The 25,159-nt window shown below is 67.7% G+C and carries 25 protein-coding genes; 5 read left to right on the forward strand and 20 right to left on the reverse strand.

Annotation, left to right across the window (positions count from 1 at the left end):
* Positions 1-5 precede the first annotated feature (5 nt).
* Together fliN and flbD are read left to right on the forward strand one after the other, a co-directional pair.
* Positions 6-359, forward strand: coding sequence for a flagellar motor switch protein FliN (fliN, locus tag AC1DS0_RS07590; protein WP_137878861.1), 354 nt, complete (start codon positions 6-8; stop codon positions 357-359).
* Positions 360-403: 44 nt separating this feature from the next.
* On the forward strand, positions 404-1,768 hold the full coding sequence (flbD, locus tag AC1DS0_RS07595; RefSeq protein WP_476813763.1) for a sigma-54-dependent transcriptional regulator FlbD: 1,365 nt from the start codon (positions 404-406) through the stop codon (positions 1,766-1,768).
* Between the two features lie 65 nt (positions 1,769-1,833).
* Here the strand turns inward: flbD and AC1DS0_RS07600 are convergent, their stop codons facing one another.
* The 3 genes from AC1DS0_RS07600 to AC1DS0_RS07610 all read right to left on the reverse strand — a co-directional run bounded on the left by AC1DS0_RS07600 (position 1,834) and on the right by AC1DS0_RS07610 (position 4,118).
* Positions 1,834-2,118, reverse strand: coding sequence for a hypothetical protein (locus AC1DS0_RS07600; protein ID WP_476813764.1), 285 nt, complete (start codon positions 2,116-2,118; stop codon positions 1,834-1,836).
* A gap of 186 nt (positions 2,119-2,304) precedes the next feature.
* Positions 2,305-3,735, reverse strand: coding sequence for an MFS transporter (locus AC1DS0_RS07605; protein WP_476813765.1), 1,431 nt, complete (start codon positions 3,733-3,735; stop codon positions 2,305-2,307).
* Between the two features lie 83 nt (positions 3,736-3,818).
* Positions 3,819-4,118, reverse strand: a complete 300-nt coding sequence (locus tag AC1DS0_RS07610; protein WP_476813766.1) for a hypothetical protein — start codon at positions 4,116-4,118, stop codon at positions 3,819-3,821.
* Between the two features lie 244 nt (positions 4,119-4,362).
* On the opposite strand from AC1DS0_RS07610, the gene flhA reads away from it, so the two are divergent.
* Entirely contained in the window at positions 4,363-6,486 is a 2,124-nt protein-coding gene (flhA, locus tag AC1DS0_RS07615) for a flagellar biosynthesis protein FlhA (protein WP_476813767.1), read from the forward strand.
* Between the two features lie 165 nt (positions 6,487-6,651).
* Here flhA and AC1DS0_RS07620 read toward each other — a convergent pair whose 3' ends face one another.
* On the reverse strand, positions 6,652-7,206 hold the full coding sequence (locus tag AC1DS0_RS07620; RefSeq protein WP_476813768.1) for a helix-turn-helix domain-containing protein: 555 nt from the start codon (positions 7,204-7,206) through the stop codon (positions 6,652-6,654).
* A 140-nt stretch (positions 7,207-7,346) separates the two neighbouring features.
* Here AC1DS0_RS07620 and AC1DS0_RS07625 point away from each other — a divergent pair, with 140 nt between their 5' ends.
* Positions 7,347-8,234 (forward strand): DMT family transporter, encoded by an 888-nt coding sequence (locus AC1DS0_RS07625; protein WP_476813769.1) that lies wholly within the window; start codon positions 7,347-7,349, stop codon positions 8,232-8,234.
* 4 nt (positions 8,235-8,238) lie between these two features.
* Here the strand turns inward: AC1DS0_RS07625 and AC1DS0_RS07630 are convergent, their stop codons facing one another.
* From AC1DS0_RS07630 to AC1DS0_RS07680, 11 genes are all read right to left on the reverse strand, one after another.
* Positions 8,239-9,333, reverse strand: a complete 1,095-nt coding sequence (locus AC1DS0_RS07630; RefSeq protein WP_193219564.1) for a lysylphosphatidylglycerol synthase transmembrane domain-containing protein — start codon at positions 9,331-9,333, stop codon at positions 8,239-8,241.
* Between the two features lie 176 nt (positions 9,334-9,509).
* Positions 9,510-9,893 (reverse strand): CopM family metallochaperone, encoded by a 384-nt coding sequence (gene copM, locus AC1DS0_RS07635; protein ID WP_476813770.1) that lies wholly within the window; start codon positions 9,891-9,893, stop codon positions 9,510-9,512.
* Positions 9,894-9,975: 82 nt separating this feature from the next.
* A complete protein-coding gene (locus AC1DS0_RS07640; protein WP_476813771.1) occupies positions 9,976-11,766 on the reverse strand; it encodes a cobalamin-dependent protein in 1,791 nt (596 codons plus the stop codon).
* Between the two features lie 12 nt (positions 11,767-11,778).
* Positions 11,779-12,573 (reverse strand): aspartate dehydrogenase, encoded by a 795-nt coding sequence (locus AC1DS0_RS07645; protein WP_476813772.1) that lies wholly within the window; start codon positions 12,571-12,573, stop codon positions 11,779-11,781.
* 11 nt (positions 12,574-12,584) lie between these two features.
* A complete protein-coding gene (locus AC1DS0_RS07650) occupies positions 12,585-13,097 on the reverse strand; it encodes a cupin domain-containing protein (protein WP_476813773.1) in 513 nt (170 codons plus the stop codon).
* Positions 13,098-13,110: 13 nt separating this feature from the next.
* Positions 13,111-14,709, reverse strand: coding sequence for an ABC transporter ATP-binding protein (locus AC1DS0_RS07655; RefSeq protein ID WP_476813774.1), 1,599 nt, complete (start codon positions 14,707-14,709; stop codon positions 13,111-13,113).
* Positions 14,710-14,720: 11 nt separating this feature from the next.
* Positions 14,721-15,551 carry an ABC transporter permease gene (locus tag AC1DS0_RS07660; RefSeq protein WP_476813775.1) on the reverse strand — a complete coding sequence of 277 codons (831 nt, stop codon included), beginning with the start codon at positions 15,549-15,551 and terminating at the stop codon, positions 14,721-14,723.
* A 3-nt stretch (positions 15,552-15,554) separates the two neighbouring features.
* Positions 15,555-16,532, reverse strand: a complete 978-nt coding sequence (locus AC1DS0_RS07665; protein ID WP_152015726.1) for an ABC transporter permease — start codon at positions 16,530-16,532, stop codon at positions 15,555-15,557.
* Positions 16,533-16,664: 132 nt separating this feature from the next.
* Positions 16,665-18,269, reverse strand: a complete 1,605-nt coding sequence (locus AC1DS0_RS07670) for an ABC transporter substrate-binding protein (RefSeq protein WP_476813776.1) — start codon at positions 18,267-18,269, stop codon at positions 16,665-16,667.
* Between the two features lie 49 nt (positions 18,270-18,318).
* The gene (locus AC1DS0_RS07675; protein ID WP_476813777.1) at positions 18,319-19,158 is read right to left on the reverse strand and encodes a VOC family protein; all 840 of its coding nucleotides are present in this window, start codon (positions 19,156-19,158) and stop codon (positions 18,319-18,321) included.
* Between the two features lie 302 nt (positions 19,159-19,460).
* On the reverse strand, positions 19,461-20,225 hold the full coding sequence (locus tag AC1DS0_RS07680; RefSeq protein WP_476813778.1) for a GntR family transcriptional regulator: 765 nt from the start codon (positions 20,223-20,225) through the stop codon (positions 19,461-19,463).
* Between the two features lie 132 nt (positions 20,226-20,357).
* Here AC1DS0_RS07680 and AC1DS0_RS07685 point away from each other — a divergent pair, with 132 nt between their 5' ends.
* On the forward strand, positions 20,358-21,137 hold the full coding sequence (locus AC1DS0_RS07685; RefSeq protein ID WP_476813779.1) for a pyrroline-5-carboxylate reductase family protein: 780 nt from the start codon (positions 20,358-20,360) through the stop codon (positions 21,135-21,137).
* Positions 21,138-21,142: 5 nt separating this feature from the next.
* On the opposite strand, the gene AC1DS0_RS07690 is transcribed toward AC1DS0_RS07685, so the two are convergent.
* Genes AC1DS0_RS07690 through AC1DS0_RS07710 form a run of 5 tightly spaced genes read right to left on the reverse strand, consistent with a single transcriptional unit; the run spans position 21,143 to position 24,908 of the window.
* Positions 21,143-21,895: an SDR family oxidoreductase gene (locus AC1DS0_RS07690; protein WP_476813780.1), complete on the reverse strand. Its 753-nt coding sequence runs from the start codon at positions 21,893-21,895 to the stop codon at positions 21,143-21,145.
* A gap of 22 nt (positions 21,896-21,917) precedes the next feature.
* Complete coding sequence (locus AC1DS0_RS07695; protein ID WP_476813781.1) at positions 21,918-22,853, reverse strand: 3-hydroxyacyl-CoA dehydrogenase NAD-binding domain-containing protein; 936 nt, start codon at positions 22,851-22,853, stop codon at positions 21,918-21,920.
* A gap of 2 nt (positions 22,854-22,855) precedes the next feature.
* Positions 22,856-23,686: an alpha/beta fold hydrolase gene (locus AC1DS0_RS07700; protein ID WP_476813782.1), complete on the reverse strand. Its 831-nt coding sequence runs from the start codon at positions 23,684-23,686 to the stop codon at positions 22,856-22,858.
* Positions 23,683-24,555: a hypothetical protein gene (locus tag AC1DS0_RS07705; protein ID WP_476813783.1), complete on the reverse strand. Its 873-nt coding sequence runs from the start codon at positions 24,553-24,555 to the stop codon at positions 23,683-23,685. The genes AC1DS0_RS07700 and AC1DS0_RS07705 overlap by 4 nt, the downstream gene beginning before the upstream one ends.
* Positions 24,556-24,584: 29 nt before the next feature.
* Positions 24,585-24,908 carry an NIPSNAP family protein gene (locus tag AC1DS0_RS07710; protein WP_476813784.1) on the reverse strand — a complete coding sequence of 108 codons (324 nt, stop codon included), beginning with the start codon at positions 24,906-24,908 and terminating at the stop codon, positions 24,585-24,587.
* Positions 24,909-25,159: the final 251 nt, after the last annotated feature.

Genomic DNA, 25,159 nt, shown 5'->3' on the forward strand with positions numbered 1-25,159 from the left:
GACAGATGGCAAATGAAAACGACCTCAACCTGCCGCCGCTCAACCCGGCCGATCTCTCCTTCGACCATAATGCCGCAGACTCGGTGGCGCGCTCCGGGCCGGTGCCGGTCAAGACGGCGGAGGACCTCGAGCAGGTCTTCGACGTGCCGGTCACGGTCTCCGCCGTGCTCGGCTCGTCGCGGATCGCGGTCGGCGACCTCCTGCGCGTCACGCCCGGCACGGTGCTGGAGCTCGACCGGCGCGTCGGCGAGGCGATCGACATCTTCGTCAACGAGCGCCTGGTGGCGCGCGGCGAGGTCGTGGTGGTCGAGGAGCGCCTCGGCGTGACCATGACGGAAATCATCAAGACCGACCGGTGACGAACCGGCCGGAGCGACTGCATTCTTCAAGGAAGGCCTGAGCCATGCGCCTCATCATCGTCGGCAGCCTCAAGGGCCAGCTCATCACCGCCGCCAAGATCGCGGTGTCGCAGGGCGCCGCCGTCACCCATGCCGAGAGCATCGAGCAGGCGCTGGCGGTGCTGCGCACCAAGGGCGGCGACCTCTTGATGGTCGATGTCGAGCAGCCGATCGCCAAGCTCATCGCGGCGCTCGAGGCCGAGCGCATCCGCACCCCGCTGGTCGCCTGCGGCACCTCGACCGATGCCCGCGCCGCCGTCGCCGCGATCCAGGCCGGGGCACGCGAATATGTGCCGCTGCCGCCCGATCCCGAATTGATCGCCGCGGTGCTCGCTGCCGTCGCCGGCGACAAGGCGAGCCTGATCTGGCGCGATCCGGCGATGGAGCGCGTCGTCCAGCTCGCCAACCAGATCGCACGCTCGGATGCGCCCGTTCTCGTCACCGGCGAGAGCGGCACCGGCAAGGAGATGATCGCGCAGCATCTGCACCAGAAGTCGCTGCGCAAGGACAAGCCCTTCGTCGCGGTCAACTGCGCCGCCATCCCTGACAACCTGCTCGAATCCGAACTGTTCGGCCATGAGAAGGGCGCCTTCACCGGCGCGATCGCCCGGCGGATCGGCAAGTTCGAGGAGGCCAATGGCGGCACGCTCCTGCTCGACGAAATCTCGGAGATGGATGTGCGCCTGCAGGCCAAGCTGCTGCGCGCGCTGCAGGAGCGGATGATCGATCGGGTCGGTGGCACGCAGCCGGTCAAGGTGGACCTGCGCATCATCGCGACCTCCAACCGCAATCTCGGCGACGCGGTGCGCGAGGGCTCCTTCCGCGAGGACCTGTTCTACCGGCTCAATGTCGTGCACCTGCGCCTGCCGGCGCTGCGCGAGCGGCCGGGCGACATCCTGGCGCTGGCCGACCATTTCGCCAGGAAATACGCCGAGCTGAACGGCATGCCGCTGCGGCCGATCGCAGCCGAGGCGCGCAAGCTCCTGCTCGGCAACAGCTGGCGCGGCAACGTCCGCGAGCTGGAGAACACCGTGCATCGCGCCGTGCTGCTGGCGCAGGGCGTCGAAATCGGCACCGAGGCGATGCTGACGCCGGAAGGCGAGACGCTCGGCCCGGCCGGCGGACGCGATGTCGCGTCGCGGGCGGCGCAGACGGCAGAGGCGGTGACGCGCGGCCTGGTCGGGCGGACCGTGGCCGATGTCGAACGCGACCTGATCCTCGATACGCTCGACCATTGCCTGGGCAACCGGACCCATGCCGCCAAGATCCTCGGCATCTCGATCCGGACGCTGCGCAACAAGCTGAGCGAGTATGTCTCGGCGGGCGTTCCCGTCGCCGAGCCGGGCCAGGCGCGGACGACCTCGCTCTGACAGGCGATGACAAGCCCTGAAAAGCAAACGGGCCGGAGCGAAAGCTCCGGCCCGTCGGCGTCCGCTCAGTAGTAGTAGCGGCGGCGGTAATAATGGCGCCGGGGGCGATAATAATAGCGCGGCCGCGCATAGTAACGTCTGACATAGCGCGGGCGGCGATAATAATAGTACTGGCTGAAGTCCGCGTCGGTCTTGTCGAGGCCTTCCTTCAGTTCCTCCGACAGCTCCTCTGGCTTCTTGACCGGGAGCGGGGCGATCTTGGGTTGCGCGGCTTCCGAAGCGGCGATGCCGCCGACGCTGGCCGCGGCGAGACCGCCGAACAGCGCCATTACGAATGAACGTCGATCCATGTCATGCCTCCAGTTGGTTCGATCCAGGCGCCGCGTTCCCACGAGGCCACTCTATTCCCCTTTCTGACCTTTCGTCACGCTGGTGTTGTGACGATGGTTCACAAAGGGCCGACGGCGCGGGAGACCGGCCGTTAGCTTGTTGCGACGGTTTGAGGCGCAATCGCCTGCCGAGCATCCGCCGAGTCCTCATAGCGCTCCCAGCGGCTTGCAGACCTCTTCGAGCGGGCGGCGCTCGGCCTTGATCGCAAAGCGCCAGGCGATCAGCCCGGCGGCGATCATCAGCACGGCGCCGAACAGATAGCCGCCGAACACGCTCGCGCGCGAGCCGGTGTCGATCAGGGCGCCGAACAGCCAGGGGCCGGCGATGCCGCCGAGGCCGGTGCCGAGCGAATAGAACACCGCGATCGCCAGCGCCCTGATCTCGAGCGGGTAGGTCTCGCTCACGGTGAGATAGGCCGAGCTCGCCGCCGCCGAGGCGAAGAAGAAAACGACACTCCAGCAGATGGTGAGCTGGCTGGCGCTGACCATCTCTCGCGCGAAGAGATAGCCCGTGCCGGCAAGCAGCAGGCCGGAGAGGATATAGGTTCCCGCGATCATCGGGCGCCGGCCGAGCGTGTCGAAGAGCCGGCCGATCAGGACGGGGCCAAGGAAGTTGCCGGCGGCGAAGGGCAGGATGAACCAGCCGATCAGGTTGGACGGGACGGCGTAGAAGTCGGTCAGGATCAGCGCGTAGGTGAAGAAGATCGCGTTGTAGAAGAAGGCTTGCGAGGTCATCAGCGCCAGCGCCACCAATGTGCGCGGCCGGTGGGTGACGAAGAGGGTATGGGCGACCTCGCTCATCGGCGTGCCCGGGCGCGGGCGCAGGGTGAGCGTCGGCAGCGTCGCGGCGGGCTGCGGCGGCGAGAAGGATTCGATATGGGCGACGATTGCCTCCGCCTCGGCGATGCGGCCATGGCTCATCAGCCAGCGCGGACTCTCCGGGATCCATTGCCTGAGGATCATGATGACCAGCCCGAGCACGGCACCGATGAAGAAGGCAAGGCGCCAGCCAATGTCGGGCGACACGAGAGCCGGATCGAGTACCACAATCGCGGCGACGCCGCCGATCGCGGCGCCGACCCAGAAGGAGCCGTTGATGACGAGATCGGTCCAGCCGCGCACCCGCGCCGGCACGAGTTCCTGGATGGCCGAGTTGATCGCGGTGTATTCGCCGCCGATGCCCATGCCGGTCAGGAAGCGGAAGAGCAGGAAGCTCCAGAGGTTCCAGGAGAAGGCCGTCGCAGCCGTCGCGGAGAGATAGACCAGGACGGTGATGGTGAAGAGCTTCTTGCGGCCGAGTCGATCGGTGAGCCAGCCGAAGAAGACGGCGCCGATGACCGCGCCGGCGAGATAGGCGGCGCCGGCCATGCCAACCTCGGTATTGGTGAAGCGTAGGGTCGGGCTTTCCTTCAGCGCGCCGGAGACGGCGCCGGCCAGCGTGACCTCGAGCCCGTCGAGGATCCAGGTGATGCCGAGCGCGACGACGACGAGCGTATGGAACCGCGACCAGGGCAGGCGATCGAGCCTGGCCGGAATGTCGGTGACGATCTCGCCGGTGCCTGTGCGGGTCTGCGTCACAATCGTCCTTCCCGCCGCTCCGTCCTGCTATCGCTTCAGGGCTGGCGGGCGGCCCTGAGGCCGCCCGTCGATAGTCGCCGCTCTCAGCGGTAGATCACACGCCGGCGCACCACGACCGGGCGGCGGTAAGGCCTCGGCCGGCGAACCACGACGGTGCGGCGGACGACGACCGGGCGACGATAGGGGCGGCGGCGCACGACGACGCGGTCACGCACCACGACCTGGCTGAAATCGGCGTCGGTCTTGTCGAGCCCGGCTTTCAGCGCGGGGGCCAGCTCTTCCGGTGATGGTACCGGAGCTGCGCTGGGCGCCGCGCTCGCGGCGTGGGCGATGCCCATGCCACCGACGCTGGCGGCAGCGAGGCCGCCGAAAAGGCTCAGCATGAATGAACGTCTATCCAACATATCCTCCAAAAGGCTTCGGCCAGGCGGCCAGTGTCGTCGGCCCGCCTGAAGTTGGACGGGCGAATGCGGCCAGAAGGCGGCCATTCGATAACAGCCCGTTCAGGGAAAGGTTCCGAATGGGATTTTTTGAGGGTTCTTAACCACTCGTTCACCATGTGCTCGGCAAGAATTGCCGGGTACGACAGCCGCCCGGCGACGGGCGACGCGTGGGGGTTTCCGGTCGATGAGCGATGTGACGGCAGGCAGCGGCGGGGGCATGCAGATGCCGACGCGCGGCCAGATGGGCGCGCTGCTCAACCGGCCTGACCTGTTCCTCGCCATCGGCGTGATGGGCATCCTCGTGGTGCTGATCTTCCCGCTGCCGGCGATGCTGCTCGACATGCTGCTGGCGCTCTCGATCATCCTGTCGGTGCTCGTCCTGATGACGGCGCTGTTCATCGAGGAGCCGCTGGAGTTCTCGGCCTTCCCGACCGTGCTCCTGATCGTGACGATGCTGCGCCTCGCGCTGAATCTCGCCTCGACGCGCCTGATCCTCGCCCATGGCCATGAGGGCACTGCCGCCGCCGGCCACGTCATCGAGGCCTTCGGCAATTTCGTGATGAGCGGCAATTTCGTGATCGGGGTGATCGTCTTCACCATCCTGATCATCGTCAACTTCGTCGTCATTACCAAGGGCTCGGGCCGTATCGCCGAGGTCGCGGCGCGCTTTGCCCTCGATGCCTTGCCCGGCAAGCAGATGGCGATCGACGCCGACCTCTCGGCCGGACTGATCGACCAGGACGTCGCCAAGGTCAGGCGCAAGGCGCTGGAGGACGAGGCGAATTTCTTCGGCTCGATGGACGGCGCCTCCAAGTTCGTGCGCGGCGACGCGATCGCCGGTCTGCTGATCACCTTCATCAACGTGATCGGCGGCATCATCATCGGCGTCGCGCAGCAGGGCATGAGCTTTGGCGCAGCGGCGCACAGCTATACCCTGCTCACGGTCGGCGACGGCCTGGTCAGCCAGATCCCGGCGCTGATCGTCTCGACCGCGGCCGGCCTGCTCGTCTCGAAATCGGGCGTGCGCGGCGCCGCCGACAAGGCACTCGGCAAGCAGCTCTCGGGCTACCCCAAGGCGCTCGGCATGTCGGCAGCGGTGATGCTGCTGATCGCGGTCCTGCCGGGCATCCCGATGCTGCCTTTCCTCGTGCTCGCAGGCGGCGCGGGCTGGCTGGCGCGGCATTTCGGCAAGCTCGCCAAGGCGCGCGAGGCGGAGACGGCCGTGCAGGCGCAGGCGGCCTCGCCGCTCGCGCCCGATGGCACGCCGAAGGAAGAGACGCTCAACGACCTGCTCAAGCTCGACGAGCTCAAAATCGAGATCGGCTACGGCCTGCTGCCGCTGGTCAATGCACCGGGGGGAGCCGACCGGCTGACCGACCAGGTCCGGGCGCTCCGGCGCCAGCTCGCCGCCGAGCTCGGCTTCGTCATGCCGGCGGTGCGCATCGTCGACAACGTCCAGCTCGAGGCGAACCACTACTTCATCAAGATCAAGGAGATCGATGCCGGCCACGGCATGGTCTATCCCGGCCAGTACATGGCGATGGACCCGATGGGCGGCAGCGTGACGCTGCCGGGCCACAATGTGCTGGAGCCGACCTTCGGCCTGCCGGCGACCTGGATCGACGGGGCGCTGCAGGACGAGGCGCAACTGCGCGGCTATACCGTGGTCGATGCGGCGACGGTGATCTCGACCCACCTCACCGAGGTGCTGAAATCGCACATGCCGGAGCTGCTCTCGCATGGCGAGGTGCAGAAGCTGCTGCGCGAACTGCCGAAGGACCATGCCGACCTCGTCAAGGAGATCGTGCCGCAGCAGATCTCGACCACCGGCATCCAGCGCGTGCTGCAGCTCCTGCTCTCCGAGCGCATTTCGATCCGCGACCTCGCCACCATCGTCGAGGGCATCGCCGAGGTCGCCGGCAACGTCAGGAGCCCGCGCGACATCGCCGAGCATGTCCGCGTCCGGCTTGCCCGCCAGATCTGCGCGCAGTTCTCCAACCAGCACGGACAGTTGCCGATCATCACGCTGTCGCCGGCCTGGGAGAGCGTCTTCGCCGAATCGATCGTCGGCCAGGGCGAGGACCGGCATCTGGCCATGCAGCCCTCGCGGCTGCAGGACTTCGTCCATCAGGTGCGCGAGAAGTTCGAGGACGCGGCCCGGCTCGGCGAGATGCCGGCGCTGGTCACCTCCGGCATGGCGCGGCCCTTCGTGCGCCAGATCATCGAGCGCTTCCGCCGCGAGACGCCGGTGCTCTCGCAGAGCGAGATCCACCCGCGGGCGAAGCTCAGGACGGTGGGGACGGTCTAATTGGCTCGCGTTTTATAATTTAGTCATCCCGGCCGGAGCGAAGCGTAGAGCCGGGATCCATTCCTGAACCTTTTTCGGAAAGGCTCCGGAATGGATCCCGGGTCTCCCTCCGGTCGCCCGGGATGACACGCGCTTTTGAATTCTGTGGGGGAACTGGTTCGAGCCTCAGCGCCGGCTCACCACCACGAGATAGCGCGCCGGCCCGGGGCCGGGATTGCTGAAGCGGCAATCGCTGGGCGGGCCGAGCTCCATGCAGTCGCCGGCCTGAAGCCGGGTGACGATGCCGCCCTCGTCGAAATCGAGCTCTCCCGACTGCATCCAGATCTGCTGGCGGATGAAGGCGTAGGAGCTGGCGGGATAGGCGATCGCCGCGCCGGGCGGCAATTCGCCGGCGACCAGTTCGAGATCGCCATTGCCGGCCGGCGAGATGGCGCGGCGGACGAAGCCGGTCTCGGGATCGCGCCAAAGCGGCTGGTCCTTGGCACGCCGGACGCGCTCGCCGGCATTCTCGATCCGCGCCAGCAGGTTCGACAGGGTCAGGCCGAAGGCGCCGGAAAGCCGGCCGAGCAGGACTGCCGTCGGGCTCGCTTCGCCGCGCTCGATCCGGCTGATCATGGCGCGCGAGACGCCGGAGCGCTCGGCGAGATCGTTCAGGCTCCAGCCGCGGCCTTCACGCTCGCCGCGCAGCCGTTCTGCCAATCTTGACGCGAGATCGTCCATCATCTTACCCTTGATTCTCTTATAATAGAGTGCGGCAAGCGCGTTGGCCAGAGGATGGGGTAGGCGTTCCTCCATCAACGCCATGGCCGCATGCCGGGCCGGCATTGGTCCTTCCCGTCACCCTCGCTAAGCGCAAGCCCATGTCTCGCAACGCTGCCCTCTTCGCGCTGATGTGCCTCGTCTGGGGCCTGACCTGGCTGCCGATCAAGGTCGGCTCGCAGCATGTGCCGCCGGTTTTCCTCGCGGCGTCGCGCTTCATCATCGCAGGAGCGCTGATGCTGGCCTGGGCCGGGCGGGACGTGTTGCGGGTGCCGGCTGCAGCCTGGCCGCGCGTCGTCATGACCGCGCTGCTGCTCAACACCGGCAACTACACCCTGCTGTTCTGGGGCACGGCGCAGGCGCCGACCGGGCTCGCAGCGATCGTCAACTTCGCCACCATCCCGATCTTCACCATCATCGCCAGCTACCTGATCGAGGGGCATGCGATCGGCGGGCGCAAGCTCGCGGCGATCGGGCTGGGCGCCGTCGGTCTCGGCTTCCTGTTCTCGACGCGGGCGCTGGGCGGGCTCGCCGCGGCGAAAGGCGGGCCGCTCGAGCTCTGGGGATTGGCCGCGGTCGCAGGCGGCACGCTGCTCTATTGCTTCGGCGCGGTCTGGTCGCGGCCGGTGATGGGCCGCATCCCGACGCTGACGCTGGCCGGCTGGCAGACGCTGATCGGCGGCCTCGGGCTCTGCCTGATGTCGGCATTGTTGGAGAACGTCACGCCGGCGCATTTCAGCGCGCTGGTCTCGTGGCCGGTACTGCCGGCGGTGGCGGTGCTGGTGATCGGCGGCTCGCTGATCGGCTTCACCATCTATCTCAGGCTCGTGCGCGACTGGGGCGCCTTCCGGGCCGGGCTCTATGCCTTCATCAGCCCGGCGGTGGCGGTCGGGGCCGGCGTTTTCGCGCTCGGCGAGCCGTTCGGGCCGGCCGAGGCGATCGGCAGCCTCCTGATGTTCGGGGCAGCGGCGATCGCGCTCAAGCGCTGAAGCCTTACTCCGGCTTGTCGATGTGCAGAGCCGCGGCCTTGGCCGCCGCCTGTTCCTGAGCCTTCACCTGCGTCTCGTGCGCCAACGCCTTGCGCAGTTGCGCGCGCTCGAATGCGAGCACGATCGGTAGCGAGATCACCAGCGGAATGATCAGGTAGAACATCCGCCAGACCAGCAATGCTGCGAAGACGGCCGGGGCCGGCACGCCCGGCATCACCGCGAGGAACACCGCCTCCATCACGCCGACGCCGCCCGGCACCTGGCTGAGCAGGCCGGCCGAGAACGAGATCAGGAAGGCGCCGAGCACGATGAAGAAGCCGGGATTGCCCTGCTCCGGCAGCGCGAAATAGATGATGCCGGCGGCGCCCATCAGCTCCAGCGGGGCGGCGAAGTACTGCCTGGCGACGATCGGCAGACGCGGATAGACCAGCTCGAACGAACCGATCTTGAGCGGCTTGAAGCGCAGCCAGGCGCCGATCGTGTAGAGCACGCAGAAGGCGATCAGGCCAAAGCCGATCAGGCGCGCCTGCTTGTCGCCGATGCCGAACCAGTCGGAGAGCCGGTGTAGCGGCCGCAGGATCTGCGGTTCGCCGATGAGCACGCAGCCCATCAGGAGGATGGTGCCGAAGGCGAAGGTGAAGGAACAGAGCGCCACCAGCACTGCGATCTCGGCCGCGCTCAGGCCCTTCGCGTGATAGGCGCGATAGCGCACCATCCCGCCGGAGAAGACCGAGGCGCCGATATTGTGCGAGAGCGCGTAGGTGACGAAGGAGCAGAGCGAGATATAGGCCCAGGAGATGCCCTTCTCGCGATGCAGATGCAAAAGCGCGATCCGGTCGTACCAGGCGAGCGCGGCATAGGCGACGAGCGTCGCGAGGCCGGCATGGAAGAAGGCGGCCGGCGGGATCAGCGCGATCTTCTGGCCGATGCCGGTGGCGACGATCTTGAACGCGTCCCAGAGGCCGGCCTGATCGAGCTGGGCCGCGATGGCCTCATTGGTCAGGGCCTCGGTCTTGAGCTTGTCCCAGAGCAGGTCGACAGACCAGATCACAGCGACGAGGCCGATCAGGGGCCAGAGATAGTCGAGGTATTTTTTCATCGAACCCGCGAGCAGCCGGAGGCGAGAGCAGAGCCCATGTGTGAATCACGGCTTGTGCATGCAGGACGCGTGGACGCAAGTCGCGCCGCCTCTCTGCCAAAGCCTGCCTTGCAGGGCAAGCCGCCGGCGTGAAGCGGGCCCCGGATCGCGACGAATCCGGGGCGGTGTGGTAAAGATTACTTGCCTTGCTTCTTCAGCCAGTCGCGCAGGAAGGCGATCTCCTTCTCCTGTTCGGTGATCACGCCCTCGGCGAGCTTGCGCAATTCGGGGTCCTTGCCATGGGCGAGCACGACCTTGGCCATGTCGACGGCGCCCTGGTGATGCGGGATCATGCCGCGGGCGAAATCGACATCGGCGTCGCCGCTGAAAGCGATGCCCATCTCCTTGTGCAGCTTGTCGTTGGCGGCCTTGTAGGCCTGAGTCGCCGCGGTACCGACGGTGGCAGGCGTCGTCGTGCCATGGCTGCCATGGCCCTGATGACCTTGCGCCAGGGCCATGCCGGCGAGGCCGAAGGTGGCGAAAAGAGCGGCGCCCGCCAGGAGGCTGCGGGTGGTGGTCATGCTGATGTCCTTTCGGGAGGCCGGATCCGGCATGCCCGAACCCTCCGTGCCGATCATGTCATCAGCGCGGCGGAGCGCGGCCTCAGGCTGCTCCGGCCTGTGCCGACCGGGCCCGCGCGAGCGCATCGAGCTCGGCGACCAGGCCCTCCGGCGTCGGGCAGGGGATGACGCCGAGCCTGGCGAGATCATCGGTGACGTCGACCGGCAGGCCGGAATTCGAATCCTCGGGAATCTGGTTGAGGCGGCCGCCGATGCAGACCGGCAGGCTGGCGCCGGCGCGTTCCAACGCCGCCAGAACCTCGGTCGCAAAGCGCAGGGCGATGCCGTTATAGGTGCTGATCGCGATCACGTCGCAGCCATTTGCAAGCGCGATGGCGACGAGATCATCGGGATCCGCCGAGGTGCCGCCGTCGACCGGCTCGGCGTCGAGCCGTGTCAGCAGGTGCTCGATCAGGCTCTTGCCATGCTCGTGCACGTCGCTGCTGGCGACGCAGACCTTGAGGCTGGCCTGTCCGATGCCCGCGCGGACCGGTGTTGCGACCTTGTCGAGCCAGCCTTCCGTCTCGTGCCGGAGTTCCTCGACCCATTCGGCCTCGACCAGGGCACGACGCCCGCCCCAGGCGGCGCGATCCGGTGCGCCGGAGCCGTAGTGCGCTTCCAGCCGCCGCGGGCCGATGCGGCGCAGCGCCAGCATGATCGCGGCGGCGTCGGCGATGTCGACGCCGAGATCGGCGAGGCCGGCGAGGACCCGGCAGCGGAATTTGTGCGCGCCGGCGACGAGGCTCTCCGCCATCGCATCGACAGGTGCGAGGTCGATCAAGCCGAGGCTGCCGGAGGCGTGCTCGACCAGCCGTCCGGCGAAAATCTGCGCGTCGATGATCTCGTCGGTATCGGGAATGCGCTCATTCTCGGTGACCGGCACCGGGTTGATGGCGTGGCCGCTATGCTGGCGGCGCAGCGACCAGATATCGGCCTGGAGATAGCTGGCGAGGCTGGCGAAATTGCCGGCCGGCGTCGACTTGTAGCTGACCGTGTTGCCGAAGATCATGCTGCCGGGCGTGTCGGTAACTCGCATCAGCGCGTGATGGAAGGCGAGGCGCACCAGCGGGGCGGTGAAATGGTGCCCGTAGCAATGCGAGGCGCGGGCGCCGATCAGTTCCTCGACGATGTATTTCTCGATCAGCACCATGCCGAGCGCCGAGCTCATATCGGAGAACAGGCCGGCGAAGCCGTCGTCGAGATTGGAATGGACCAGCACCTCGACCGGCTGGGCCGCGATCAGGCCGAGCGCCGTCACCGTCGCCTCGGTCGTGGCGACGTCGTCGTCCCAGTCGGGCAGGCGGAAGGTGAAGTACTGGCCGAGATTGCCGACGGTGGTGACGCCGGCCGCCAGCGCGGCGCGGGTATTCTCGACCGCACCGGGCAGGCCGAGCATGAAGTCGCCGAAATGCGCCGCCGCCGGAACGACGCCCGTGATGCGGGAGAAGTCCTCGGGGCCGGAGAGCACGATGCCAGTGCCGCGCGGGCGCTTGTCGCGCTCGCCCAGCGGGTAGCCCATCGACCAGTCGAGCGTGATGCCGAAGCGATCGACGGTGACGCCGAGCCTGGCGCAGCTCTCATGCACGGTCCGGATTGCTTCAAGCGTGCGCTCGACGCTGCGAAAGCCGATATGGGCATGCTGCATGATGCGCCCTTCGCTCGCCATACGCCGCTTGTAGTCGGCCTCGCAGGCGACGCCGGCCGTATCGAGGAAGAGATTGCGGCCGACCTGCCAGTCGCGCGCCATGGCAGCGCCGTCGGCCAGCAGCTCGGCGCCCGGCCGCAAATTCGGCGGGACGAGGTCGGCGAGCTTCGGCAGCACGGGCGCGGTCATCGATATCCTCTCCTAGACCGCGATGCGATCGAATTGCCGGCGGATCGCCGCGGTGAGGCTGGCCGCCGTCAGGGCCGAGGTCTTGGGGTTGGCCGGCGAAGGCAGGTTGACGAAGCTCATCCGGGCCGTGCCGAGCGCGCTCTCCGCCTCGATCTCGTGGGTGTTTCCGGCTGCCTCCGGGTCGGAGACGATGCGGACGGAAAGGCGGTCATGCCCGACCGCCAGCGCGATAGTCAGCCCGACATTGAGGTTCTTCGGATAGAGCTTGGCCGCTTCGCGCGCCGTGCCTTCATAGAGCGCGATCTCGGCCTGCGCGGCCTTTTCCGCAAGATCAAGTGCGGCGAGCTCGGGTCCCCAGGCTGCCGGCGGTTTGCGCGAGGTGTAGCGGACACGAGCGTCGGCCGTCTCGCGCAGCGCGGCGAGATAATCGAGGCCGCCGACCGCGCCGGAAGGCACGATCAGGCGCGTCCTTCCCTGCTCGGCCGCCTCGGTGAGGCGGGCGAGGAGATCATCGTCGGCGAGTGCTCCGGTCGAGGCCGGGATGGCTGGAATGCCGGCGGCGAGGATTGCGGGCAGGAGTTGCGAGACGGCAGCATGCCCGGCTGCCTCGACAACGATGTCAGGGCGCCAGGCCAGCAACTCATCGACGGACGCGAGCAAGGTGAGGCCGGCTGGCAAGCCGGCGCAGCTCGGCGAATCCGGCCGCAACAGAGCGGCGAAGGCAAAGCCGTCGCCGCCGAGCCGGGCCCGGATGTCCCGGGCGATCGTGCCGAAGCCGATCAGGCCGATGCGCCGCTCGCTCGCCATTGTAGCCTCCGTCAGGGCTGGCGCTGGTCTTTGGGCTGGACTGCGAAGACGGTCTGACGCTCGATCTCCAGCACGTTCTCTGGCCGCGGGAAATTCTCCGGGGCCGGTTCACCGGCCGTCCGCGGGCGGCCGATCAGGCGGAAGAAATCCTCGAGGCCGTTCGGCACGATCAGCCAGACCCAATGCAGGTCCTCGGTGCCGTCGTTGATGAACATATGGCGGCGGCTCTTGCCGACGAAGATCGCAGTGCCCGGCACGGCCGGCACGTCCTGGCCGTCGAGCACGGCCCGGCCCTTGCCCTTGATGAAGTAGATGACCTCCTCATGGCGGTCATGGCTGTGCTCGCGGACATGGCCGCCGGGCGGCACGGTCTGGGTGCCGAAGGCGAGCGGGTTGTCCATCCTGACCTTGGACGGGTCGAGCGCGACCTCGATATGGCCATTGGCCGGCACGGGCTGCCAGAAGCTCGTCGCGGTGCCGGGCTGGACGACGAAGGTTTCGCCGGGTTCGTGGGTCTCGCTCATCGGATCAGCTCCGTCAGTTCGCCCTTCCCGGCACGGCGGAAAGCAGCTTCTGGGTGTAGGGGTGCTTCGGCGCGGCGAAGATGTCCGCGGTCACGCCGTGCTCGACGACCTCGCCGCGCTGCATGATCGCGATCCGGTCGCAGATCTGCGCTGCGACGCGCAGGTCATGGGTGATGAAGATCATCGAGAGCGAAAGCTTGTCGCGCAGTTCGACCAGCAGCTTGAGGACCTGCGCCTGCACGGAGACATCGAGCGCCGAGACCGCCTCGTCCGCGACCAGCACCTTGGGTTCGAGCGCCAGCGCCCGGGCGAGGCCTATGCGCTGGCGCTGACCGCCGGAGAATTCGTGCGGCAGGCGATCGGTGGCGGCAGGGTCGAGGCCGACCAAAGCGAAGAGTTCCTTGGCGCGCGCCATCGCGTCGGCGCGCTTGGTGCCGCGGGCGATCAGGCCCTGCGTGACGAGGTCGCCGACGCTGCGGCGTGGGTTGAGCGAGGCGTAAGGGTCCTGGAAGACCATCTGGACGAGATGACGCTGGCGCCGCAGCGCCTCGCCCTCGAGCCTGCCGAAATCGACACCACCGAGCTCGATCGAGCCGCTGTCGGGATCGAGCAGGCGCACGATGCAGCGTGCCAGCGTCGACTTGCCCGAGCCGCTCTCACCGACGATGCCGAGCGTCGCCTGGCTCGGCAGGGAAATGGTCGCCGACTTCACCGCATAGGTGACGCGCTGCTTGCGGCCGAACCAGCCGCCGCCGGTGCGGTAGGTCTTCGAGAGCTCGCGCACGGTCGCGATGGTCTGGTCGGGCAGAGCGCGCGGTGGCGGTGGCGTCAGGCTCGGCACCGCCGTGATCAGCGCCTTGGTATAGGGATGCTGCGGGTTGTGCAGCACCCCCTGCGCGTCGCCGCTTTCCACGACCTTGCCGTGCTGCATCACCATGACCCGGTCGGCGATCTCGGCGACGACGCCGAAATCATGGGTGATGAACAGCACCGCCATGCCGGTGCGCCGCTGGATGTCGCGGATCAGTTCCAGGATCTGCGCCTGGATGGTGACGTCGAGCGCGGTGGTCGGCTCGTCGGCGATCAGGATCTTCGGTTCGAGGGCGAGTGCCATCGCGATCATCACGCGCTGGCGCTGGCCGCCGGAAAGCTCGTGCGGATAGGCGCGATAGGCGGAGGCCGGCTCGGGAATGCCGACTTCGTCGAGCAGTTTCAGCGCCCGCGCCTCGATCTGCGCTCTCGGCAGGTCGGTATGGGCGCGGAACATCTCGGCGATCTGGTCGCCGGCGGTGCGCAGCGGGTTCAGCGCCGTCATCGGCTCCTGGAAGATCATGCCGATCTCAGGACCGCGGATGGCACGCAGCTCGTCCTCGGTGAGGCGGACGATGTCGCGCTCGCCGAGCATGATCCTGCCGCTGTGGACCGGCAGCGAGGGCGGCAGCAGCCCCATCAGCGCCGAGGCGGTCATCGACTTGCCGGAACCGCTCTCGCCGACGACGCAGACGATCTCGCCGGCGTTCAAGGTCAGCGACAGCGTCTCGACGGCGAAGGGCCGGTCGGCGCCCCTGGGCAGGGCGATGGAGAGGTCCTCGATGCGGACGAGCGGAGTCATCGCGGGGGCGCTCATCGGTTGCGCAGCCTCGGATTGAGCGCATCGTTCAGCCCCTGGCCGACCAGCGAGACCGAGAGGATGGTTAGCAGGATGGCGACGCCGGGGATGGCGGAGACATACCATTCGCTGCGCAGCACCTTGCGGCCCTGGCCGATCAGGTTGCCCCAGGAGGCGATGTTCGGGTCGGAGAGGTCGAGGAAGGCGAGCGCGCTCTCCAGCAGGATCGCGGTCGCCATCACGACGCTGCCATAGACGATGATCGGAGCGAGCGCGTTGGGCAGGACCTCGCGGAAGATGATCCAGCGATTGGTCAGGCCGAGGGTGCGGCAGGCCTGGACGAATTCGCGGTTGCGCAGGGTCAGGAACTCGGCCCGCGTCAGGCGCGCCACCGCCGGCCAGGAGACGACGCCGATCGCGATCGTCACCGCAGTCATGTTCGAGCCAACGACGACGACGAGCACCAGCAGCAGGATGAAGTTCGGCAGGGTCTGGAAGGCCTCGGTCAGGCGCATCAGCACATCGTCGGTCAGTCCGCCATAGAAGCCGGCAATCGCGCCGATGACGATGCCGATTGCGATGGCGATCAGAGTAGAGACGATGCCCATCAGAAGCGTGGTGCGGGCGCCATGGGCGATCTGGGCGGCGATGTCGCGCCCCGATGCGTCGGTGCCGAGCAGGAAGCGGCCGCCGGGATTGGGCCATTGCAGCGGGCGGCCGGCGAGGCCGAGTGGATCGCGTGGATAGAGCACATCGGCGAAGAGGGCGAGGCCGACGATGACGACGAGCAGGACGAGGCCGAGCATGGCGGCCGGGCTCATCAGGAAATGCTTGAGCGCCTTCATGGCTCAGGCTCCCGCGCTGATGCGGGGGTCGAGCCGCGCATAGACCAGATCGACGATGAAGTTCACGCAGATGACCATGACGGCGGAGACGAAGACGATGCCGAGCAGGGTGTTGAGGTCGCGCTGGACGACGGATTCATAGGCGAGGCGGCCGATGCCGGGCAGCGAGAACACGCTCTCGATCACCACCGAGCCGCCGAGCATGGTGCCGGCCTGCAGGCCGATCAGCGTCACCATCGGCAGGAGCGCGTTGCGCAGCACGTGCTTGCGGACGATCTCGCCGCGGGTCAGTCCCTTGGCGCGGGCCGTGCGGACGAAGTCGAGCGTCGAGACCTCGAGCATCGAGGCGCGCATGATGCGCAGGTAGATGGCAAGGAAGATCAAAGCGAGCGTGATCGTCGGCTGGATCAGGTGGCGGGCGATGTCGAGCACCAGCCAGATGCCGGTCGCACCCGAGCCGATCTCGTAGAGCCCGCCCGGCGGTAGCCAGGCCAGCCAGATCGAGAATACGACGATGCTCATCAGGCCGAGCCAGAACGACGGCGTCGCGTAGAAGAGGAGGCCGAGCAGCGAGATCAACGTGTCGGCCCAGCCGTTGACGCGCTGGGCGGAGACGATGCCGAGCAGCATGCCGGCGAAGAAGGCGAAGCTCAGCGCCGATAGCATCAGCATCAGCGTCGCCGGCAGCCGCTCCAGGATCACGGTCGCGACCGGCTTGTTGTAGATGGCGGAGAAGCCGAGATCGAGCCGGACCAGCCGCCAGAGATAGTCGAGCAGGCGCACGGCCGCGCTGCCTTCCAGCCCGTAGAAGCGCCTGAGCTCGGCTGCCTGCGCCGGATCGCCGCCGCCCATCTGCGCCATCAGCGCATCGACGGTGTCGCCGGGGGCGAACTGCAGGAGGATGAACAATCCGGCGAGCAGGATGAGCAGCGTCGGGATGCTGCTCATCAGCCGTCGTCCGGCCAGTTTCAGAATGTGCATGAACCGTGGTCTTCAAGCGCCGGGCTTGTTCGGATGGCCGGCATCCGAAATCCGCCAAGCGGTCCCTAGTCTAAGGCGGTGGTCAGGCGGGGAGCGGCCGCCGCTAGGGACGGCCGCTCCGGCTCGGCCGGATCAGGGCTCGAACCACAGATCCGCCCAGTGGCTCGACGGCCAGCGCGGATTGTTGTGGTGGTTCTTCAGCTTCTTGCTGGTGACCGAGATGAACTGGCGTTCCGTCGCCATCCACAGCGGCACCTCGGTGTTGAGCAGGTTGACGAGCTCCGGATAGGCGGCCTTGCGCTTGGCTGGATCGATCTCGAAGGCCGCGTCGTCCATCATCTTGTCGGCCTTCGGGTCGACCCAGCCCCACTGGTTGGTGAAGGCGGTGCCCTTCGGGCTGCCCGAGCGGTACCAGACCATGGTGCTGATCGCCGGGTCGGCGCGGTAGATGTGCCAGCCGGTCGAGAGATCGTAGTCCCAGTCGCGATAGACCGCGGTGAGATAGGTCGCGGCGTCCGGACGCTGGAGCTCGACCTTGATGCCGACCTGCTGCAGCGACTGCTGGATGAAGGTCGACCAGAGCGGGATGTCCTCGCCGAAGGGCGGGCTCAGCATCTTCAGCGAGAAGCGCACGCCGCCGGCGCCGCGCTTGAAGCCGGCCTCGTCGAGCAGCGCGTTGGCCTTCTTGACGTCGAAGGCATAGTCCGGCGCGCCGGCCTTGTAGAAATTGGTCGAGACCGACGGGATCGGCCCATGGGCGCGCTTGCCGTTGCCGTACAGGAAGTTCTCGATGAAGAAGTCGGTGTCGACCGCGTGGATGATGGCGCGGCGCACGCGCACATCGGCGAGTTCCTTGCGGCGCAGGTTGAATTCGATCGTGTTCTGGAAGGGCTGGCGCTCATTGCCGCGCGAGGAGACCTCGAAGCGGGCATCCTTGCCGAGCCGGGCGATATCGGCCAGCGGCAGCGAGGAGTAATTGCTCATATGAACCTGGCCGGCCTCGATCGCGGCGGTCGCGGCGGCCTTGTCGGTGATGAAGCGCCAGACGATCTTGTCGAGATAGGGGAAGCCCTTGCGCCAGTAATCCGGGTTGCGCTCGGCGATGACGTATTGCCCGCGCTCATACTGGGCGAATTTGAACGGGCCGGTGCCGATCGGGGCGACGTTGGCCGGGTTGTCGAGGATGTTGGTGCCCTCGTAGACATGCTTCGGCGCGATGTAGCCGAGGTCCGGCGCCGCGCCCATGAACAGGTCCATCGGCATCGGACGACTGTAGCGGAAGATCGCGGTGTGGGCGTCGGGCGTATCGACCGCTTCAAGCGCCGAATGCAGCGCGGTGCCGTAGTTCAGGTGCTTCTTCCACAGCTCCATCGCCGTGTACTGCACGTCGGCCGAGGTGAAGGGCTTGCCGTCATGCCACTTCACGCCCTCGCGCAGCTTGATGGTGATGGTCTTGCCGTCGGCCGAGCCTTCCCAGCTCGTCGCCAGCATCGGCTCGAGCTCGCCCTTCTCGTTGAGATCGACGAGGGGCTCCATGATCTTGGAGGCGATGACATAGACGCCGGTCGAGGCGCGCAAGGCAGGGTTCAGGATGCGCTGCTCCTGCGGCATGTGCACGGTGATGGTGCCACCGCGGCGCGGCTCCTGGGCGAAGGTCGCGGCCGGCAGTGCGGCAGCCATTGCGAGCGCGCCGGCGCTGGCGAGCAGGCGGCGCCGTGTCGGATGTGTCGTGGTCATGGTCCCCTCCATTGTCGTGATTTGCTTGTGAATTCTTTGTGGCGAGCGGTCATTCCCGCCGGACGGACGCCTCCCAGCCGATCAGCGCGCCGTCGACGCCCGCGCAGAGCAGGGCATTTGGGCCGGTCCATTCGGCGAAGGGCGCGGCCGCCTCGATGTCGGCGACCGACAGGACAATGCCGCAGCGCGGTAGCGCGCCGTCGGCCTGACGCCCCCAGCGCGCTGCGAAGCTCGCCTTGTCGACGAAGACCAGATCGGCGCCGCGCGGGCGCATGGCGACGGTATGGGCGCCGGCATTCGCGCTGACCGGCAGCTCGAGCAGCTTGCCGCAGAGTTCCGCTTCGGCGCGCGGGTCGGTGGCGACGATCTCGATCCGCTTCAGCGCCCGGGCGCCGTTGCGATGCGTGGTCAGGCTCGGCAGCCAGACGGTGTCGCGGGTGAGATGCTCGCAGGCGAACAGGCGAACATTCCCGGGCGCCGGCTCCAGCGGCCATTGAAAGATGCGGAAGCCCGCCTCGCCCATGCGCCCGCTATCGAGCTCGACGGGGCGACGGAACTCGAAGGGACCGGTGCTGCCATCGAAACCGTCACGCTTCAGGGCGGCGAGCCCGGCAGCGGCATTGTCGGTGCGCATGGCGAGGCGCTCAAGTCCGGCGCCATCAGCGAGGAAGCTGCGTGTCGGGGCGTTGAACTCGGTGGCGGCGAGCACGCCGAGGAGTTCGACATAGTCGTCCTCGAACATGATTGTGTGGTTGCCGGTGCCGAGATAGTCGCTGTGCAGGCCGCGCGGCGAGACCGCGAAGCCCAGCGCCTGCCAGCGCTGCGCCGACGCCGACAGCTCGCTCACGGCGATGACGATGTGGTCGAGCCCGAGGACGTGGTCGCGCATCCCTAAAGGTTCCATTCACAGCGGGATTTCCCCGATGGAGGGAACGTGTCATAAGTGCATGCAGTTGTACAGGCACTTTTGGACATCACGTGCGCAGCCCCTGCCCAAATCGCAGATTCTTGCTGGTAAAAGCGCCGGCCGTGAGCTGTTCCTTGTCGGGCCGAGGCTCCGGTGAATTCAGGAAAAGTGGCGCGATTTCAAGGTCTAAGCGCAGCCGTGTGCTGGCTGCAGCGACCATTGAAGCGGTAGCTCAGGGCTTGGTGCGCGCTGGCCGTGCAATCTGCAGAAATGAGGGGCCCGCGCTACTTCCGCGCCGTGCGTCCCCGGCGACGGGGCGGCACGTCCTCGTCCGGCAAATAGCTCTTGAGCAGCGCTTCCTTGAGGGCGGCGCGCGCCTCGGCGAAAGTCAGCGAGATATGGCGGCGCAGGATGTCGACGCCGCGCTCGCGGTCACGGTCGATCAGGGCCTGGAGGATGCGCGCATGGTCGTCGACCAGGCTCCAGTGCTGCGGCGCATTCTCGATCTGGGCGCGGCGCACGAAGCGGATGCGCGCATTCATGCCGGTGAGCTGGTGCACGATCTCAGGGTTGTTGGCGAGTTCGGCGAGGTGGACGTGGAAGGCCTCGTCCAGTTCGAGGATCTCGTCCGGGTCGCGCTTGTCATAGCGTGGGTGCGCGTCGGCCCAGAAGGCCTGCAGCTTGGCGATGCCGGCGTCGTCTACGCGTTCGCAGGCCAGCGCGAAGGCGCCGGTCTCGATGATCGAGCGCATCTCGAACAGGTCGAGCAGATCGTCGATGTCGAGCCCGCGGAAGCAGAAGCCGCGATTGGGCGTGAACACCAGGAAGCCTTCCGAGGCGAGCCGGTTCAGCGCCTCGCGCACCGGGGTGCGCGAGAGGTCGAGCATCTCAGCGAGATGGACCTCGTTGATTCGCTCGGCCGGGCGCATCTTGAACTCGACGAGCTGCTGCCGGATCGCCTTGTAGGCGCGCTCGGCGCTGTCGGCGGCGCGGCGCGGCGCGGTCCTGTCGGCCTTTTCCGCGGTCGTGGCCTTGGCGGTCTTCGGCATTCAGCCTCTCTGTCCGGCCGGTCTGCGGTCGCGTCCGGCCTCTCGACGCTTCATGCTTGAAAGCGTCTCGCACGCAAAAATCAACCACCGATCGTCATTGCTGCAAGCAGTGTGCGCACTCATGGATGCAACATGACACGAATTGGCTTCCTCGGCGTCGGTCATCTCGCGGAAGAGATGATCACCGGGCTCCTGCGCAGCGGATTGCCGGCGGGCGAGATGATCCTGTCGCCGCGCGGGCACGGCCCGAAGCTGGCGCAGCGCCATGGTATCGGGCTCGCGGCCGACAATGGCGGACTCGTCGCTGCCGCCGACATTGTGCTGCTGGCGACACGGCCGGGCGATGCCGCCGCCGCGGTGACGGGGTTGGGCTGGCGGCCGGGCCAGATCCTGGTCTCGGCCTGCGCCGGCGTGCCCCTGGCGGATTTGCGGGCGGTGGCTGCGCCGGCTGTGGTGGTGCGGATCATGCCGCTGACGGCGGCCTCGATCGGCGCGAGTCCGACGACCGTCTATCCGGACCTGCCGGCGCTGCGGCCGCTGCTGGCGCGGCTCGGCGCGGTCATCCCGCTCGCCGACGAAGCAGGATTCGAGACCGCGACGGTCAGCGCCGCGATCTATGGCTGGGCCCAGGTGCTGATCGGGCTCGGGCGCGACTGGTCGCTCGCCCAGGGGCTGGCGCCCGAGACGGCGCGGCAGCTGGCAGCGGAGACCTTCGTCGCCGCCGGCCGGATGATCGCGGAACGACCGGAACCGGTCGCGACGTTGCTCCACAGCCTGGCGACGCCGGGCGGCATCACCGAATGCGGCCTGAAGGTGCTCGAAGCTGGTGACGTCGAGGCGAGCTGGATTGCCGCCTGCGATGCTGTGCTGGAGAAGCTGACGGGCGCGCCGGCGAGCACCCGCCGCGCCTGAACAGCTCAGCCCTCCACCGATTTGAAGACATGGCCGCCGACCGCCTGGTCGGTCGGCGAGATCTCGATCTCGGTGACGTCGACATGCTGCGGCAAGGCCAGCACCGCGGCGATCGTCTCGGCGATGTCCTGCGGCTGCAGCGCGCGGACATGGCCGTACATGGTCTCGTTGAGACGTTCGCGATCGCCGCCGAAGGCGCGCAGATAAATCTCGGTCTCGACCCGGCCCGGAGCCAGATCGGTGATCCGGACATTGCTGCCGGCGAGATCGTAGCGCAGCGAGCGGCAGGCATGGGCAAGGCCCGCCTTGGCGCCGCCATAGGCCGAGGTTCCCGCGAGCACGCCGCGTGCCGCAGTCGTGGTGATATTGACGACATGGCCGCGCCGGCGCGCGACCATGCCCGATAGCAGCGCCCGCATCAGCAGCATCGGCGCAGTCAGGTTGACCGCGATCGTCTCGGCGATCTCGTTGGCGCTTTGCTCGTAAAGCGGCTTCACGGTCGCGACCATGCCGGCATTGTTGACGAGCACGTCGATCTCGGCTCCGGCGAGCCCGGCGACGATCGCGTCGGTATCGCGAACATCGGCGACGACGGGCACGACGCCGAACGCGTCGACGACGCCGGCGAGCGCCTCGCGGCTGCGGGCGACGCCGTAGACGGTGAGGCCCATCCCGGTCAGACGGGCGCAGATCGCTGCACCGATGCCGCGCGAGGCGCCGGTGACAAGGGCGGTGCGATAGGGAAGTGACGCGGACATGGCTATGCTCCCGTTGCGATCGTCAGAGGGCGGCGCGCTGCGTCATCACGCGCAGCAGGTCGACCAGGCCGGCGTCGCGCTGGTCGCGCAGCTCGGCGTCGCTGCGCTCGCCGATCGCGGCACGCACTTCCTGCGAGACGCGCGCGATTGTCGCTGGTTCTAGTTTCGCATCGCCGAGATCGTTCCAGATGTCTTGGTAGGTCTTGCCGTATTTGGTCAGGAAGGCCTCGATACCCTCGGCGTTGAGGTGGTTCGAGATGAACGAGCCCTGCAGCGTCCATTTCGGGCCGGGGCCGTAGCAGAAGGCGCGGTCGACATCCTCGGCGCTGGCGACGCCATTCTCGACCAGCGCGATCGCCTCGCGCCACATCGCGCCCATCAGGCGGAGCGCCAGATGCCCGGTGACCTCCTTGCGCAGGACTGCCGGTTTCTTGCCGAGCGCCTCGTAGAAGGCGCGGGTCTGCTCGATCACGTCAGGTGCGGTGTCGCGGCCGCCAACGATCTCCACCAGCGGCATCAGATGCACGGGATTGAAGGGATGGGCTAGCACGATGCGTTGCGGCTGGCCGCAATTCGCCTGCATGTCCGAGACCAGCAATGCCGAGGAGGATGAGGCGATGATGACGTCGTCGCCGACGTTTCGTTCGATCGCCGCGAGCAGCTCCTGCTTGAGGTCGAGCCGTTCGGGCCCCGACTCCTGGACGAAGGCGACGCCGGCGAGCGCCTTGCCGAGATCGCTGGAGAAGCGGACCGGGCCGCGTGCAGTTCGCGCTGGCGCCAGCCGTTCGAGATCGTCGATCAGCGCCGGGTGCAGCGCCTGGAAACCCTGCCAGCGCGCCGGGTCGGGATCATAGCAGGAGACCTCGTAGCCATGATGGGCGAAGGTCGCGGCCCAGCGCTGGCCGATGGTGCCGAGCCCGACCACGCCGATCGGCCCGCGCATCGCGTTCACATCCATGATCATGTCCTCGTCCCGGCGGCGGACGTCCCGCCACGCAAAAAGTCCAGCACCGCGTCGCGGTAGAGTTCGGGCTCGGCCCGCATGGCGTAGTGGCCGCCGCGCGGCAGCACTGCGAGTTCCGCCTGCGGGATGCCGTCGGCGAGGCGCTCCGAGAGATAGGCGGGGGTGACGATGTCGTCGGCCGCGACCACGACGCGGACCGGGCAGGCGATCTGCGCCAGCCGGCCCTGCGCATCGTGGCCGAGCACGGCGAGCATGCGCTCGCGCATCACCGCGGCGTCCGTCGGCTTCGAGCGGGTCGCTGCGGCCTGCAACTCCGCCTCGACGAGTGCATCGTTGGCGTCGAGCCAATAGGGCGCGTTGAGCAGCGTCACCGCATGGCGGCGATAGGCGTCGATGCCGAGCCTATCGAGCAGATCGATCCGCCCGACGAAAAGGCGGCGCATATAGGCGCAGGGGCGGGCGAAGGTCGCCGACAGCACCAGCCGCGCGATGCGCTCCGGCTGGGCGAGCGCGAGGTTCTGCGCGATGGCGCCACCGGTGGAATGACCGAGGATGGCGGAACTGGCGATGCCGAGATGGTCGAGCAGGCCGATAAGGTCCTCGCGCATCGCGTCGATACTCGTCGGGCCCTCGAGGGCCGAGGAACCGCCGACGCCGCGATGGTCGTAGGTGACGACCTGGAAATAGGGCGCGCAGACCTCGGCGAAGGCGTTCCAGAACGAGGCGAGGCCGCCCAGGCCCGAGATCAGCACGAGCGGCGGGCCTTCGCCGCGAAGCGTGTAGGCGAGGCTTCCGCCATCGGCGAGGGGAGCGAGCCCGGTCTTCATGCGATGACCTCGTCGAGGGCGGAGCGGGTGGCGGCGTTGACTGCCGACCACGGGATGCGCAGGTCGAGCCAGGCCGCCAGACGCCCGGCGCAGAGGATGGCTTCGTCGACCAAAGCGGCGAGCGGGATGTCGCCGCGGCTGAAGGCCGCTTCCAGCGCGAAGATCGCCGCCGCGCTCTCGCCGAGATGGCAGAAATCGCGTAGCCGGGTCGCGGCCTTGTTGCAGGCGACAGCTGCAATACGGCGGGAGATGCGTGGCTCTTCCGTCGCAAGGCCGCCGCGGACCCACCAGAGCAATTCGTGCAGGATGCGCGCTTCCGATTCTGCCAGGAAGAGCGGGCCGGCCGGATGCATGGTCGCGCGCGAGGCCAGCAGGGCCTCGATATCGGTGGGCGAGGCGTTCCAGAGCTGGCGCCGCAAGGCGACGAGCTTGGCCGGAACCTGCGATGGTCGCGATTCCGGCGCCTGCACGCCTTCGACCGGCAGCAGATTGCCGGCAAAGAGCCTGCGCCCATGCTGCTCGCGCAGGCGCAGGCCAAGCGCCTGGAGTTCCGGTAGCCCGCCCTCGATCTGGCCGAGCAGGGTGACCTGCGCGGTCTCGGCCTGGAGCGGCGCGAAGATCAACTCGAGGAACTGCCGCGCCGGCCAGTACAGGAAGGCGCCCGGCTGCGCCTCCATGACGTCGACGCCGCCCTCCGCATCCTCGACGAAAGGCGCATGCCAGTAGACGTGCTGGCCGGCGATCTTCGGGGTGTGGAGCTGGAGTGCGGTGGGCAAGGTCGCGGCGAGCGCATCAAGCGTGCGGGGCGCCCGCGCCGTGTCGCAGGCGATCCGCCAGCGGTCGTCGCCGACGATCAGGTCGAGTTTCATGGGCTGGATGTCCGGCGCGGTGCTCGCTCTCAGGTCTTGGGCTTGAAGAAGGAGACGGGCTTGAGGATCTGGTTGCGCATGTCGAGCAGCGGGTCGGCCTCGACCACTTGCTTGCGATAGGCCTGCCAGGCCGGATCGGCCTCCATCGCGTCACGGCGCGCCTCGCGGTCGGCCAGGCTGTCGTATTGCCAGAGGTGCACGACGCGGCTGAGCTCGCCGATATGGGTCTGGAAGAAGCCGAAGGGCTCGCCGAGATACTGTCGCTGCATCGGCAGGCCGACATCCTCATAGAGCTTCAGGAAGTCGTTCAGGCGGTTCGGCCGGGCCGTGTAGACGCGGTGGTCGAAGATCATCGTGCTTCTCCTCTGGTTCCGGCGGAAAGCCGGCCGTTCCTCCGGTGACGCCCCCCGTGATCGGAGCGCGCGTTCGCCGTCATGCGGCCGGTCCTGTCGCTTTGCTGCAAGACTGCATTATCTTGTGTAGACACTTATAGCGCCGCGCCGTGGACTGCGCTAGGGTCCCTCGCAGCGAAAGACGTGGGCGTCTCGATCACTCTGTTCAAAACCTGGTGGGCGAGGCGTGAACGCAGGGAGAAAGCGGCGGC

This window comes from Allobosea sp. P4_H5 (assembly GCF_056400825.1).

Coding starts and splice junctions, on each gene's coding strand:
- fliN (WP_137878861.1), top strand. CDS start 6: ATGGCAAATGAAAACGACCTCAACCTGCCGCCGCTCAACCCGGCCGAT.
- flbD (WP_476813763.1), top strand. CDS start 404: ATGCGCCTCATCATCGTCGGCAGCCTCAAGGGCCAGCTCATCACCGCC.
- AC1DS0_RS07600 (WP_476813764.1), bottom strand. CDS start 2,118: ATGGATCGACGTTCATTCGTAATGGCGCTGTTCGGCGGTCTCGCCGCG.
- AC1DS0_RS07610 (WP_476813766.1), bottom strand. CDS start 4,118: ATGCTGAGCCTTTTCGGCGGCCTCGCTGCCGCCAGCGTCGGTGGCATG.
- flhA (WP_476813767.1), top strand. CDS start 4,363: ATGAGCGATGTGACGGCAGGCAGCGGCGGGGGCATGCAGATGCCGACG.
- AC1DS0_RS07620 (WP_476813768.1), bottom strand. CDS start 7,206: ATGGACGATCTCGCGTCAAGATTGGCAGAACGGCTGCGCGGCGAGCGT.
- AC1DS0_RS07625 (WP_476813769.1), top strand. CDS start 7,347: ATGTCTCGCAACGCTGCCCTCTTCGCGCTGATGTGCCTCGTCTGGGGC.
- AC1DS0_RS07630 (WP_193219564.1), bottom strand. CDS start 9,333: ATGAAAAAATACCTCGACTATCTCTGGCCCCTGATCGGCCTCGTCGCT.
- copM (WP_476813770.1), bottom strand. CDS start 9,893: ATGACCACCACCCGCAGCCTCCTGGCGGGCGCCGCTCTTTTCGCCACC.
- AC1DS0_RS07640 (WP_476813771.1), bottom strand. CDS start 11,766: ATGACCGCGCCCGTGCTGCCGAAGCTCGCCGACCTCGTCCCGCCGAAT.
- AC1DS0_RS07645 (WP_476813772.1), bottom strand. CDS start 12,573: ATGGCGAGCGAGCGGCGCATCGGCCTGATCGGCTTCGGCACGATCGCC.
- AC1DS0_RS07650 (WP_476813773.1), bottom strand. CDS start 13,097: ATGAGCGAGACCCACGAACCCGGCGAAACCTTCGTCGTCCAGCCCGGC.
- AC1DS0_RS07655 (WP_476813774.1), bottom strand. CDS start 14,709: ATGACTCCGCTCGTCCGCATCGAGGACCTCTCCATCGCCCTGCCCAGG.
- AC1DS0_RS07660 (WP_476813775.1), bottom strand. CDS start 15,551: ATGAAGGCGCTCAAGCATTTCCTGATGAGCCCGGCCGCCATGCTCGGC.
- AC1DS0_RS07665 (WP_152015726.1), bottom strand. CDS start 16,532: ATGCACATTCTGAAACTGGCCGGACGACGGCTGATGAGCAGCATCCCG.
- AC1DS0_RS07670 (WP_476813776.1), bottom strand. CDS start 18,269: ATGACCACGACACATCCGACACGGCGCCGCCTGCTCGCCAGCGCCGGC.
- AC1DS0_RS07675 (WP_476813777.1), bottom strand. CDS start 19,158: ATGCGCGACCACGTCCTCGGGCTCGACCACATCGTCATCGCCGTGAGC.
- AC1DS0_RS07680 (WP_476813778.1), bottom strand. CDS start 20,225: ATGCCGAAGACCGCCAAGGCCACGACCGCGGAAAAGGCCGACAGGACC.
- AC1DS0_RS07685 (WP_476813779.1), top strand. CDS start 20,358: ATGACACGAATTGGCTTCCTCGGCGTCGGTCATCTCGCGGAAGAGATG.
- AC1DS0_RS07690 (WP_476813780.1), bottom strand. CDS start 21,895: ATGTCCGCGTCACTTCCCTATCGCACCGCCCTTGTCACCGGCGCCTCG.
- AC1DS0_RS07695 (WP_476813781.1), bottom strand. CDS start 22,853: ATGGATGTGAACGCGATGCGCGGGCCGATCGGCGTGGTCGGGCTCGGC.
- AC1DS0_RS07700 (WP_476813782.1), bottom strand. CDS start 23,686: ATGAAGACCGGGCTCGCTCCCCTCGCCGATGGCGGAAGCCTCGCCTAC.
- AC1DS0_RS07705 (WP_476813783.1), bottom strand. CDS start 24,555: ATGAAACTCGACCTGATCGTCGGCGACGACCGCTGGCGGATCGCCTGC.
- AC1DS0_RS07710 (WP_476813784.1), bottom strand. CDS start 24,908: ATGATCTTCGACCACCGCGTCTACACGGCCCGGCCGAACCGCCTGAAC.